The following is an 11,594-nucleotide window of genomic DNA, read 5'->3' as shown; positions in this document are numbered from 1 at the left end:
GTCACCGGGTGGTGCGGGCCGCCATCACGCCGAAGCCGGCGATGTACTCCGGGATCGGCCGGTAGAACGAGTACGCCACGTCGTACGGGCCCGCCGCGCCGAGCGCCGCGAAGGCGGCGACCCAGGTGCGGACCTCGTGCGCGGAGTTCCCCGCGTCCTTCGCCATCCGGTCGGCGGTCATCGCGTCGATCGGCGACAGGTCTCCGGAGGCGAGCACCGCCATCAGGTTCCGGTCCCACTCGGGGTTGAGGTCGCGGATGTCGGCCGTGCCCGCCGCGAAGGCCTTCGCCGTGTCGATGACCCGCTGCTGGCGCGCGTCGCGGGCGGCGGCCGTGGGGTGACGCCCGTTGAGGAGCAGGGCACGGGCGGTGTCGTCGGCGGTGGCCCACTGGGGCACGGGCGGGTCGTGGGAGAGTCCGCCGGATCCGACGACGAGGACGCGTTCGTCCGGGAGCGTCGCGAGGTAGGAGCCGATCGCTTCGCCGAGCCGGCGCACGCGGCGCATCGTCACGAAGGGCCTGGCGACGCCGTTGACGAAGACCGGCACGGTGGGGACGGTGTCGATGCCGCCGAAGAGGATCTCCAGCGGCTGGACGGCGCCGTGGTCGACCTCCATGCGGCGGGAGACGGCCACGTCGATGTCCCGCTCGGCCACCCACTGCGCGAGCTCCTCGGCGCGCTCGCCCGGCACGCTCAGCGGCCCTTCGGTGGTGCCGTAGTCGCCGACGCCCACGGCGTCGAAGCCGATGCAGAACGGTGGCATCAGGTCGTGGAAGAAGCCGTTGTAGTGGTCGGGCGCGAAGGAGACGACCAGGGTGGGGTCGTACTCCGTCACGAAGTTCCGCACGGTGTCGAAGGCGCCCTGGACCGCGTCGGCCACCTCGGCGGGCGGATCGGCGTACTCCAGCAGCGGGCTGTGCGACATGGTGACGAGGGCGAGGGTCATGCCGGGACTCCGTCCGTGGTGAGGGATCCGGCCGCGAGGACGGCGGCGAGGGTCCGCGGGGCCTGCACGGTCAGCGAGGCGGCCGCGACGAAGCGGTCGGGGCGCAGGACGACCAGACCGCAGGCGCGGGTGTCGAACCAGTTCTTGAGCGCTCCGGTGCTGTCGCCGACCACCGTGACCGGCGCGGGTGAGCCGGCGTGGCGCTGCTCGGCCCAGGCGCGCTGGGTCTCGGGCACGAAGGAGACCAGGGCGATGCGGTGGCGCCGGACGAGCGCGAGGTCGGCCGCTGACAGGAAGGCCGTCGGGTCGGTGCCCCAGGTGGCGAGGGTCCACCAGTCGCCGGTGACCTCGTCGAGCAGGACGTCCGTGGCGTCCGCCGTGCTGACGCGCGGCTGGATGAACTGCAGCCCCACCGGGGAGAGTTCACCGGCGGAGTCGGTGAACGGCGCGAGCCGGCCGCGTTTGAACCCGGCCCGCGCGGTGCCCGGCGCGAGGGTCGCCTGGTCGACGACGACGCCTTCGGCGTAGCGCGGCATGGGCTTGAACCGCAGGTCGGTGAAGTACGACTGCCACCGCGGTACGAGATTGAGCACGGCGGCACAGGCGTCGCGCAGCCCGCCGCCGAAGCGGCCCATCTTCATGATCGCGCCGGCCGCCATGTTCACGTCGATCATGTCGGCGGCGTGCTGGCGGCGCTCCTCGGTGTAGGTGTCGAGAAGGGCCGCGTCGGCGCTGCCGTCGAGCACGGACGTGAGCTTCCACGCCAGGTTGGTGGCGTCGCGGATGCCCGAGTTCCAGCCCTGGCCGAGCCAGACCGGCATCAGGTGGGCGGCGTCGCCCGCGATGAGGACGCGTCCCTTGCGGAAGGAGGCGGCCACCCGGCCGTGGTGGGTGAAGGTGCGCTGGTTGATGACCGTGAGCGCCGCCGGGTCGGGGACGTGCCGCTCCAGCAGGGAGTGCATGAAGGCGGGGTCGTCGACCCGTTCGGTGGGCTCGTCGTCGTGCAGCATGAACTCCCAGCGGCGGATGCCCTGCGGCAGGCCGATGGACACGTACGGGCGGCGGGTGTCGGCGCCGAGGTAGACGGACGGGGTGCCGATCGGGTCGTTCTCGACGTCGACGACCACCCAGCGGGTGGAGGGCGACTTGCCCTCGAACGGCACGCCCATCCACTTGCGGGTGAAGGAGCTGCCGCCCTCGCAGCCGACGGCGTACGCGGCGGTGAGGGTGACGGTGCCGGTGGCCGTGCCGTCGGCGTCGAGCCGCTCGGCGGTGACCGCGACGTGGTCGCCGCGGTCCTCCAGGCCCACCACCCGGTGGCCGAAGCGCAGTTCGGTGCCGGGGAACCGGTCGAGGCCCGCGGCGAGTTCCCTGTCGACCAGCGGCTGGATGAAGCCGTGCTTGCGCGCGTGGCCGAACTCCTGGGTCCGCGGGTCGTTGGTGGCGAGGACCCGCCCCTTGCCGTTGACCAGGCGCACCACGTGGTGCGCGACGGTGTAGGGCCGGACCTTCTCCCACAGTCCTGCCGTGCTCAGCGTGCGGATCGATTCGTCGTCGAGTCCGACGCCGCGGGGGTAGTCGATGAGCCGGTCGCGGCTCTCCAGGACGGTGGCCCGGTGGCCGCGCACGCCGATCAGATTGGCGAGGGTGAGGCCGACGGGACCGGCTCCGATGACAACGACGTCGGTGTCGAGGGTGGTCATGTTCTGCGTCCGATCGAGTTCGGTGGTCGTGTCGGTCGAGTCAGTTGTGCGACAGGAAGTCGACGACGAGGCGGTTGAACTCGGCGGCGTGCTCGATCATCGCCCAGTGGCCGCAGCGGTTGAGCAGCACGAGCCGGGCGTCCGGGATGCTCGCCAGCAGCCACAGGCTGATCTCGTAGGGCAGGACCCGGTCGTCCTTGCCGTGGACGAGCAGGGTCGGCGCCGTGATGCCGGGGATCCTGTCGCGGTCGACCCGGACCGGGATGGGGGCGCCGTGCGCGAGCCCCTCGACGTAGTTGGCGAGGTGGTCGGGACGGCTGAGCGCGGCCTCCGAACGGGCTCGGGTGAGCTCCGGGGTCGCGAAGCGCTCCTTGTCGTACGTCATGATCTCGACGAGCGCCCGCATGTTCTCCGGGCTGGCGTCCTTGTACGCCCTGACGAGCACCTTCAGGCCTTCGCTCGGCCCGTCGCCCGCGCCGAAGAGGGTGGCCGGACCGCGGCCGAGCGAGGCGCCCATGGTCACCAGGTGGCTGAGGCGTTCGGGGTGCAGCGTGGCGAAGCGGATCGCGGTGTGGGCGCCCATCGAGTTCCCGACGAGGGCCGCCGTCCCGATCCCGAGGGCGTCGAGGAACTCCGTGAGCGTCGTGTCGTGGTCCATGTCCTTGGTCGCCTGGGCGTCGGAGTCGCCCCAGCCCGGCATGTCGGGTGCGAGGACGTGGAATCCGGCGGCGGCGATCGCGCCCAGGTTCCCGGAGAAGTTCGACCAGCCGGTCGCGCCGGGACCCGAGCCGTGCAGCAGGACGACGGGGACGCCACCGCGCTCCCCGGCCTCGTAGTAGCGCAGGCGCAGGCCCGACGGAAGCGTGATGTCACGGGCTGCGGATTCCTTGGTGACGGTCATGACCTGAACTCACTCTCGTGCGTTATCTGCACGCAACCAACCGATAGTTGCACAACGCCTTGTATGCAACGCCCAGGGCAGGGGATTGTCAAGGGTGGGCGGGCGGCGCGGACAAACGGCCCGTGACCTGTAGGTTCCTACATCTGGCTGATGGTTCGGAGCCTGTACGGACGCCCGGTAAACTCCGTACACGTGACTGCGCCTGCCAAGCCCCGTATCCCGAACGTTCTCGCCGGACGCTATGCCTCCGCCGAGCTCGCCACCCTCTGGTCGCCGGAGGAGAAGGTGAAGCTGGAGCGACAGCTCTGGCTCGCCGTGCTGAAGGCCCAGAAGGACCTCGGGATCGAGGTGCCGGACGCCGCGATCGCCGACTACGAGCGGGTGCTCGACCAGGTCGACCTGGCCTCCATCGCCGAGCGCGAGAAGGTCACGCGGCACGACGTGAAGGCCCGCATCGAGGAGTTCAACGCGCTCGCCGGGCACGAGCAGGTCCACAAGGGCATGACGTCCCGCGACCTGACGGAGAACGTCGAGCAGCTCCAGATCCGGCTCTCCCTCGAGCTGATCCGGGACCGCTCCGTCGCCGTCCTCGCGCGCCTGGGCAAGCTGGCCGGCGAGTACGGCGAGCTGGTCATGGCGGGCCGCTCCCACAACGTCGCCGCGCAGGCCACCACCCTGGGCAAGCGCTTCGCGACCGCCACCGACGAGCTGCTCGTCGCGTACGGCCGGGTCGAGGAACTGCTCGGCCGCTACCCGCTGCGCGGCATCAAGGGCCCGGTCGGCACCGCCCAGGACATGCTCGACCTGCTCGGCGGCGACGCCGCGAAGCTCGCCGACCTGGAGGACCGGATCGCCGGGCACCTGGGCTTCGCCCAGGCCTTCACCTCGGTCGGCCAGGTCTACCCGCGCTCCCTCGACTACGAGGTCGTCACCGCGCTCGTGCAGCTCGCCGCGGCCCCCTCCTCGCTGGCCAAGACGATCCGTCTGATGGCCGGTCACGAGCTGGTCACCGAGGGCTTCAAGCCGGGCCAGGTCGGCTCGTCGGCGATGCCGCACAAGATGAACACCCGCTCCTGCGAGCGCGTCAACGGCCTCATGGTCATCCTGCGCGGCTACGCGTCGATGACCGGCGAGCTGGCGGGCGACCAGTGGAACGAGGGCGACGTGTCCTGCTCGGTGGTGCGCCGGGTCGCGCTGCCGGACGCGTTCTTCGCGCTGGACGGTCTGCTGGAGACGTTCCTGACGGTGCTCGACGAGTTCGGCGCGTTCCCCGCCGTCGTCGCCCGTGAGCTGGACCGCTACCTGCCGTTCCTCGCCACGACGAAGGTGCTCATGGCCTCGGTGCGCGCGGGCGTCGGCCGCGAGGAGGCCCACGAGGCCATCAAGGAGAACGCGGTGGCCTCGGCCCTCGCGATGCGCGAGCAGGGCGCCGAGCGCAACGAGCTGCTCGACAAGCTGGCCGCCGACTCCCGCATCCCGCTGGACCGTGCGCAGCTCGACGAACTGATGGCGGACAAGCTGTCGTTCACCGGCGCGGCCGCCGGCCAGGTGGGCCAGATCGTCGCGCGGGTCGACGAGATCGTGAAGCAGCACCCGGAGGCCGCCGGCTACACGCCGGGGGCGATCCTCTGACGCGGCTCACCCCCGAGGAGCTGGAGGCCGCTCGCGGTCTCCAGCTCCCGGACGTCGCCGGCGACGGCCTGCGGGTCCTGTTCTGCGGGATCAATCCGGGTCTGATGAGTGCGGCGACGGGTCACCACTTCGCCCGGCCCGGCAACCGCTTCTGGCCGGTACTGCACCTGTCCGGCTTCACGCCCCGGCAGCTGAAGCCGTCCGAGCAGGAGGAGCTGCTGTCGTACGGGCTCGGCATCACCAACGTCGTCGCGCGGACCACGGCGCGCGCCGACGAGCTGAGCCCGGCGGAGTACCGCGAGGGCGGCCGGCTCCTGACGGAGAAGGTCGCACGGCTGAAGCCGGCCTGGCTCGCCGTGGTGGGCGTGACCGCGTACCGGTCGGCCTTCGGCGAGCCCCGGGCAAGGATCGGGCCGCAGGAGCGCACCATCGGCGGTTCGCGGGTGTGGGCGCTGCCCAATCCCAGCGGGCTGAACGCCCACTGGTCGACGGCGGCCATGGCGGAGGAGTACGCACGGCTGCGCGACGCCTCCGCCGACCCGGCCTAGGCGCTACGGCTTACGGGCGACGACCCCGAACTGGGCCACCAGCGGGCCCTCTTCCGTGCCGTCGGTGCGCCACCGCGCGCAGGAGACGAGGCCCGGCTCGACGAGCTCCAGTCCGTCGAGGAACGCCTTCACGTCGGCGCCGGAGCGGGCGGTGATCGGGGGCGTCGCGTTCTCGTTCCAGAACTTCATCGCGTCCGCGTTGCCCTCGCCGCCCAGCTCCAGCGTGGGGTGGGTGAGGACGACGTAACTGCCGGACGGGACCGCGTCCACCAGACGGCGCACGATGGACGTGGCCTCTTCGGTGTCGAGCACGAAGTTCAGGATGCCCAGGAGCATGACCGCGACGGGCCGGTCGAAGTCGAGCGTGTCGGACGCGGCCTCGACGATGGCCCGCGGGTCGTGGGCGTCGGCGTCCACGTAGCTGGTGGCGCCCTCGGCGGAGCTCGTGAGCAGGGCGCGCGCGTGGGTGAGCACGATCGGGTCGTTGTCGACGTACACGATGCGGGAGTCGGGCGCGATGCGCTGGGCGACCTCGTGCGTGTTCTCCACGGTCGGCAGGCCCGTGCCGATGTCGAGGAACTGGCGGATGCCCGCCTCGCCCGCCAGGAACGTGACGGCCCGGCCCAGGAAGGCGCGGTCGGCGCGGGCGACCTCGCCGATGCTCGGGTACATGGACGTGACCATGTCGCCGACCTGCTCGTCCACCTCGTAGTGGTCCTTGCCGCCCAGCCAGTAGTTCCACACACGGGCGTTGTGCGCGATGTGGCTGGCGATCCGCTCCCCCGGCTGCTGCGCGCTGTCGTCGCTCATGTGCTCTCCTTCGTGCGGTGCGGTGCGGTGCGATGTGCGGTGGTGGTGGAACACGGCCGCGGTGGCGGCTGTGGCCGGGCTCAAGATCCCATGGTGGCACGGGAGTTCCGCACGTGTGTCCTGTGCGGGGACTTGTGTCCCGTGCGGGGACTACGGAGGGGCGATGTCGGTGATCACGGCGAGGAGCTGGTACGGCTCGCCGTCGCCCTGCCGGGACACGGCGAGCGCCACCCAGCGCTCGCCGACGCTCCACAGGTGGATCTCCTGGGCGCAGGCGCTGAGCCATCCCCAGGGCTCGGGTATCTCCTCGCCGAACTCCAGCGCCCGCGTGTTCATGCTCCACAGACTGAGCTGGTCCGGGGGTCCCCAGCGGGCGGCGAGCAGGGCCGAGAGCGCGTCCCGGTCGGCGTCCGCCCTGGCCTCCGCGAGATCGCGCACCCCATCGCGCTCCGCCAGCTCGGCCATCACGTAACCGGGTCCGCTCCAGCCCGCGTCCGACCTGCCGTGGACGTCGGGGAACGGGCCGGCCCACAGCAGATCGATCGTCGCGAGCTGCTCCGCGGTGTTCATGGATCCCAGTAAAACCCCCGCCACTGACAACGGGCCGCTTCCCGGTCAGGCGTCCCTGCGCCGGACCGCCCACCACCCGGCGAGCACGGCGGCGGCGGTCCACAGCGCGGTCACGGCGAGCCCCGCCCAGGGGCCGAGCGACCCCACGGCGTGCTGCCGCAGGACCTGCTGCCCGGCCCGGTCGGGCAGGAAGTCGGCGGCCGAGCCCGCCACGTCGCCGATGACGAACGACACGATGAGCAGGAACGGGACGAGGATGCTCAACACGGCGACGGCGCTGCGCAGGACGGCCGTCAGACCTGCCGCGAACAGCGCCATCAGCGCGAGGTACACACCGCCGCCGAAGCAGGCCCGGACGGCCCCCGGGTCGCCGAGGCCCAGCGCGTAGGACCCCATGAACGCCTGCCCGGCGAGGAACGCCGCGAACGTCGTGAGCGTGCCGACGACGAAGGCGCAGCCGCCGACGACGGCGATCTTGGCCGCGTAGAACAGGCCGCGCCGCGGCACGGCGGACAGGGAGACGCGCAGGGCCCCGTTGAGGAACTCGCAGGAGACGGCGGTGGCGCCGAAGGCGAGCGCCGCGATCTGACCGAAGTTGAGGGCGTAGAAGGCGCCGAGGAGGAGGTCCTCGCTGTCCTCGGCCTCGGCCTGGCCGATGGTGGCGAAGGCCAGGACGGTGACGGCGAGGGTGGCCGCGAAGACCGCGAGCAGCGAGCCGAAGCTGCCGCGCAGCGACCTGATCTTGATCCACTCGGAGTGCAGTACGGCGGTGGTGCTCACGGTCGGGCCTCCTGGAGGGGAGTGGCGGCGAACTCGGCCTCGTTCGCGGTCAGGGCGAGGTAGGCCTGCTCCAACGAGGCCTGCTCGTCGGCCAGTTCGAGGACGGGGATGCCGTCGGCGGCGGCGAGCGCGCCCACCTCGGCCGCGGTGGCGCCGTCGACGGTGCAGCGGCCGTCGTCGGCGACGGCGACCTGGTGACCCGCGCGCGTGAGTGCGGCGCGCAGCCGGCCGGGGTCGGTGGTGCGGACGTGGGCGCGGCGGGCGGTGTGCGCGGCGATGAAGTCCGGCATCGGGGTGTCGGCGAGCAGCCGCCCGCGGCCCAGGACGACGAGGTGGTCGGCGAAGGTAGCGGTCTCGTTCATGAGGTGGCTGGAGACGAGGACGGTGCGACCGGCGCGCGCCAGGTCGCGCATCAACTCCCTGATCCAGATGATGCCTTCGGGGTCGAGCCCGTTGGACGGCTCGTCCAGCATGACCACCTCGGGGTCGCCGAGCAGCGCCGCCGCGATGCCGAGACGCTGCCGCATGCCGAGCGAGAACGTCTTGACGCGACGCCGTGCGACCGCGGCGATCCCCGTCTGCTCCAGCACCTCGTCGACGCGGCGCCGGGGGATGCGGTTGCCGGCGGCGAGCGCCGCGAGGTGTGCGTGTGCGGTGCGCGCTCCGTGGGCGGCCTGCGGGTCGAGCAGTGCGCCCACCACGCGCAGCGGTTCGCCGTACGTCGCGTACGGACGGCCGCCGATGAGCGCGGTTCCCGAGGTGGGGCGGTCGAGGCCGAGGGCGAGGCGCATGGTGGTGGACTTTCCGGCGCCGTTCGGGCCGAGGAAGCCGGTGACGCGGCCCGGTCCGACGCTGAAGGTCAGCCGGTCCACGGCGCGCGTCGTGCCGTACTCCTTGGTGAGGTCCTGGACGTCGATGCTGGTCATGACGTCAGCCTCGCGGGTATCGGGGGTGGCGGGCCTCCCCCGCCGGTGGAGATCCTCTCCCCCGCACGGGGGAACCGCCGGGACCTCGGCGGCTGGCACGATGACCGCATGCCCCGCTTCCTGAGGCCGCTGACGCGGACCGTGACGTACACCCGCTGGCTGCACCTGCTGTGCGCCGGCGCGTTCGCCTTCGTGTGCGCGGCGGTGTACCCCGGCCTCAGCCGACCCACGCTGCGGGACTGGGCTCTTGTGTACCTGGTCCCGGTTCCGCTGCTCGCGCTGGCGGGTCTGGTTCCGCTCGTGCGGCGCGCGGAGGGTCTCCAGGCACGGTTGATGCTGTTTCCCGGCGGGCACGCGCGCGTGGCGGGGCACGGTGCGGAGAGCGACGTCTCGGTGGCGCCGTCCGCTTCGTGGCGCGACCGGGGCAGGACGTCGGCGTGGCTCGTCGTGCGCCTGCTGCTCGGGCTGACCGTGGCCCTGCTGTCGGGGCAGGTGATGGCCCTGGTCCTGGACATGACCGCGGCGGCCGCCGGGACCGCGACGCACTCCGCGTCGGTGGTCACTCTGCCGGGCACCGGCTGGTGGTACGGGCTGCTGATCCCCGTGACGCTGTTCGTCCTGCTGTACGTCGTGGTGGGCGCGGGCTGGGCGATGGCGCGGGTCGCCCGCACACTGCTCGGCCCGTCGTCCGCCGAGCGGCTCGCCGCCCTGGAGGAGCGCACCGAGCAGCTCCTCGAGCGCAATCGGATCGCGCGGGAGCTGCACGACTCGATCGGCCACGCGCTCACCGTCGCGGTGGTGCAGGCGGGTGCGGCACGGGCGGCGGGTGATCCGGCGTTCACGGAGCGGGCGTTGGATGCCATCGAGGAGACCGGCAGGGCGGCCCTGGAGGACCTGGAGCGGGTCCTCGTGGTGCTGCGGGAGGCGGAGCGGCCGGCGAGCCGCCGTCCGACGCTGCAGGAGGCGGACCGGCTGCTCGACTCGGCGCGGGCCTCGGGGGCGAAGGTGGACGCGGAGGTGTGCGGCCCGCTGGAGACGGTGCCGGGCCCGGTCTCGCGGGAGGGGTACCGGATCCTCCAGGAGGCGCTCACCAACGTGCTGCGGCACTCCGGGACCGTGCCGGTCCGGGTGTCGCTCGCGGTCGCGGACGGCCGGCTGGTCCTGGAGGTGCGCAATCCGCTGTCCACCGGTGCCGCGTCCGGCGCCGGGGGCACGGGGAGCGGGCTGCGCGGGGTGCGGGAGCGGGCGGCGCTTCTCGGCGGCCGGGCCCGGACGGGTCCCGTCGGCGACGAGTGGCAGGTGCACGTCGAACTCCCGGTGGGCTGATCTACGCTGACCGCGTGTCTGTCACCTCTGTCACCGTTCTCCTCGTCGACGACGAACCCCTGGTCCGCGCGGGACTGCGCGCCGTCCTGGCGGCGCAGCCCGACATCGAGGTGGTGGGCGAGGCGGCGGACGGCGCCGCGGTCGTTCCGCTGGTGCGCGAACTGCGGCCCGACGTGATCGCCATGGACGTACGCATGCCGCTGCTCGACGGGATCGAGGCCACGCGCGCGGTGCTGCGCTCGGTCGAGGATCCGCCGAAGATCCTGGTGATCACCACGTTCGAGAACGACGAGTACGTCTACGGGGCGCTGCGCGCGGGGGCCGACGGCTTCCTCCTGAAGCGGGCCAGGCCCGCCGAGATCGTGCACGCCGTACGGCTCGTCGCGGCGGGCGAGTCCCTCCTCTTTCCGGCCGCTGTGCGCAAACTGGCCGCCGAGTACGGCACCGCCCCGGCGCGTGCGGCGATGGAGCGGGCGGCACTGACCGAGCGCGAGGGTGCGGTGCTGCGGCTGATGGCGCGCGGCCTGTCGAACGCGGAGATCGCCGCGGATCTCGTCGTCGGCACCGAGACCGTGAAATCGCATGTGAGCGCCGTGCTGGCCAAGCTGGGGGCGCGCGACCGGACCCAAGCGGTGATCGCCGCCTACGAATCCGGTTTCGTCGCGCCGGGCTGAGGCCCGTTCCGTCCGTTTCGCGCCCTGCCCGGGTGAGCGGAAGGGGCCGCAGAAGTGCACCCGGCTCTCGCCGCCGCGGTCCTCTGCGAGTACCATCCGGCGAACACGCGCAACTGCTGGGAGGACGGACGTTGGGGCAGCTGACCGGCGGGGATCCCTCTCTGCTCAGGCGGATCAACTCCGCGGTGGTGCTGCACGCGTTGCGCGCCACGGATTTCGCGACGCTCACGGAGATCACCCGGGTGACCGGCCTGTCGCGGCCGACCGTCGAAGGGGTCGTCGAGGGGCTCATCGAGGCCGGGCTCGTCATGGAGACCACGGTCGAGGAGCCGGGCGCACGGCGGCAGGGACGGCCCGCCCGGAAGTTCCGCTTCCGGGCCGAGGCAGGTCATCTGCTCGGCCTGGAGATCGGGGCGCACCGGGTGGCCGCGGTGCTCTCGGCACTGGACGGCAGGATCGTCGGTTCGGCGTCCAAGGACGTCGACGAGACCGCTTCGGCGGAGGAGCGCATCGAGCGGGGCCGCGGTGCCGTCGCCGATCTGCTGCGCCGGGCGGGGGTGCCCCGTGGATCGCTGCGCGCGGTCGGTGTGGCCAGCCCCGGCATCGTCGACGCGGACGGGACGGTGCGGCTCGGTACGGCGCTGCCCGGGTGGACCGGGCTGCCGCTCGGCGAACGGCTGCGGCGTTCGTTCAAGTGCCCGGTGCTCGTGGAGAACGACGCGAACACGGCGGCCGTGGCCGAGCACTGGAAGGGCGCCGCGGTCGACTCGGACGACAT

At 72.5% G+C, this 11,594-nt stretch carries 12 protein-coding genes; 5 read left to right on the top strand and 7 right to left on the bottom strand.

Going from position 1 to position 11,594, the window contains the following annotated elements:
• Nucleotide 1: 1 nt before the first annotated feature.
• From M4J07_RS42945 to M4J07_RS42935, 3 genes are read right to left on the bottom strand one after another with little or no spacing between them, the layout of a single operon-like run.
• Nucleotides 2-946 carry a 3-carboxyethylcatechol 2,3-dioxygenase gene (locus M4J07_RS42945; RefSeq protein WP_255981813.1) on the bottom strand — a complete coding sequence of 315 codons (945 nt, stop codon included), beginning with the start codon at nucleotides 944-946 and terminating at the stop codon, nucleotides 2-4.
• A complete protein-coding gene (gene mhpA, locus M4J07_RS42940) occupies nucleotides 943-2,649 on the bottom strand; it encodes a bifunctional 3-(3-hydroxy-phenyl)propionate/3-hydroxycinnamic acid hydroxylase MhpA (protein WP_255981811.1) in 1,707 nt (568 codons plus the stop codon). The genes M4J07_RS42945 and mhpA overlap by 4 nt, the downstream gene beginning before the upstream one ends.
• A 40-nt stretch (nucleotides 2,650-2,689) precedes the next feature.
• A complete protein-coding gene (locus tag M4J07_RS42935; RefSeq protein WP_255981809.1) occupies nucleotides 2,690-3,550 on the bottom strand; it encodes an alpha/beta fold hydrolase in 861 nt (286 codons plus the stop codon).
• A gap of 150 nt (nucleotides 3,551-3,700) precedes the next feature.
• On the opposite strand from M4J07_RS42935, the gene purB reads away from it, so the two are divergent.
• Nucleotides 3,701-5,182, top strand: coding sequence for an adenylosuccinate lyase (purB, locus tag M4J07_RS42930; protein ID WP_255981807.1), 1,482 nt, complete (start codon nucleotides 3,701-3,703; stop codon nucleotides 5,180-5,182).
• Complete coding sequence (gene mug, locus M4J07_RS42925) at nucleotides 5,179-5,730, top strand: G/U mismatch-specific DNA glycosylase (protein WP_255981815.1); 552 nt, start codon at nucleotides 5,179-5,181, stop codon at nucleotides 5,728-5,730. Before purB ends, mug begins: the two co-directional genes overlap by 4 nt.
• Before the next feature lie 3 nt (nucleotides 5,731-5,733).
• On the opposite strand, the gene M4J07_RS42920 is transcribed toward mug, so the two are convergent.
• The 4 genes from M4J07_RS42920 to M4J07_RS42905 all read right to left on the bottom strand — a co-directional run bounded on the left by M4J07_RS42920 (nucleotide 5,734) and on the right by M4J07_RS42905 (nucleotide 8,816).
• A complete protein-coding gene (locus tag M4J07_RS42920) occupies nucleotides 5,734-6,540 on the bottom strand; it encodes an SAM-dependent methyltransferase (RefSeq protein WP_255981805.1) in 807 nt (268 codons plus the stop codon).
• Nucleotides 6,541-6,690: 150 nt separating this feature from the next.
• Entirely contained in the window at nucleotides 6,691-7,110 is a 420-nt protein-coding gene (locus M4J07_RS42915) for a hypothetical protein (RefSeq protein ID WP_255981803.1), read from the bottom strand.
• Between the two features lie 45 nt (nucleotides 7,111-7,155).
• Nucleotides 7,156-7,890 (bottom strand): ABC transporter permease, encoded by a 735-nt coding sequence (locus M4J07_RS42910; RefSeq protein ID WP_255981801.1) that lies wholly within the window; start codon nucleotides 7,888-7,890, stop codon nucleotides 7,156-7,158.
• The gene (locus M4J07_RS42905) at nucleotides 7,887-8,816 is read right to left on the bottom strand and encodes an ATP-binding cassette domain-containing protein (protein WP_255981799.1); all 930 of its coding nucleotides are present in this window, start codon (nucleotides 8,814-8,816) and stop codon (nucleotides 7,887-7,889) included. Before M4J07_RS42905 ends, M4J07_RS42910 begins: the two co-directional genes overlap by 4 nt.
• Before the next feature lie 108 nt (nucleotides 8,817-8,924).
• Here M4J07_RS42905 and M4J07_RS42900 point away from each other — a divergent pair, with 108 nt between their 5' ends.
• From M4J07_RS42900 to M4J07_RS42890, 3 genes are all read left to right on the top strand, one after another.
• Nucleotides 8,925-10,142, top strand: coding sequence for a sensor histidine kinase (locus M4J07_RS42900; protein ID WP_255981797.1), 1,218 nt, complete (start codon nucleotides 8,925-8,927; stop codon nucleotides 10,140-10,142).
• Nucleotides 10,143-10,156: 14 nt separating this feature from the next.
• Nucleotides 10,157-10,816 (top strand): response regulator, encoded by a 660-nt coding sequence (locus M4J07_RS42895; RefSeq protein WP_255981795.1) that lies wholly within the window; start codon nucleotides 10,157-10,159, stop codon nucleotides 10,814-10,816.
• A 131-nt stretch (nucleotides 10,817-10,947) separates the two neighbouring features.
• Nucleotides 10,948-11,594 (top strand): ROK family transcriptional regulator (locus tag M4J07_RS42890; protein WP_255981793.1); only part of this gene is annotated, 647 nt, incomplete at its 3' end.

Origin of the sequence: Streptomyces longispororuber (genome assembly GCF_024448165.1) — a bacterium.
GTDB classification, from domain to species: Bacteria; Actinomycetota; Actinomycetes; order Streptomycetales; family Streptomycetaceae; genus Streptomyces; species Streptomyces longispororuber_A.
Note: the sequence above shows the minus strand (reverse complement) of the source record. Positions and strands in the feature narration are given on the sequence as shown.

Bases quoted from the DNA above. Each gene is read 5' to 3' on its own strand.
- M4J07_RS42945 (WP_255981813.1), bottom strand. From the start codon at position 946: ATGACCCTCGCCCTCGTCACCATGTCGCACAGCCCGCTGCTGGAGTAC.
- mhpA (WP_255981811.1), bottom strand. From the start codon at position 2,649: ATGACCACCCTCGACACCGACGTCGTTGTCATCGGAGCCGGTCCCGTC.
- M4J07_RS42935 (WP_255981809.1), bottom strand. From the start codon at position 3,550: ATGACCGTCACCAAGGAATCCGCAGCCCGTGACATCACGCTTCCGTCG.
- purB (WP_255981807.1), top strand. From the start codon at position 3,701: ATGGTTCGGAGCCTGTACGGACGCCCGGTAAACTCCGTACACGTGACT.
- M4J07_RS42920 (WP_255981805.1), bottom strand. From the start codon at position 6,540: ATGAGCGACGACAGCGCGCAGCAGCCGGGGGAGCGGATCGCCAGCCAC.
- M4J07_RS42915 (WP_255981803.1), bottom strand. From the start codon at position 7,110: ATGAACACCGCGGAGCAGCTCGCGACGATCGATCTGCTGTGGGCCGGC.
- M4J07_RS42905 (WP_255981799.1), bottom strand. From the start codon at position 8,816: ATGACCAGCATCGACGTCCAGGACCTCACCAAGGAGTACGGCACGACG.
- M4J07_RS42900 (WP_255981797.1), top strand. From the start codon at position 8,925: ATGCCCCGCTTCCTGAGGCCGCTGACGCGGACCGTGACGTACACCCGC.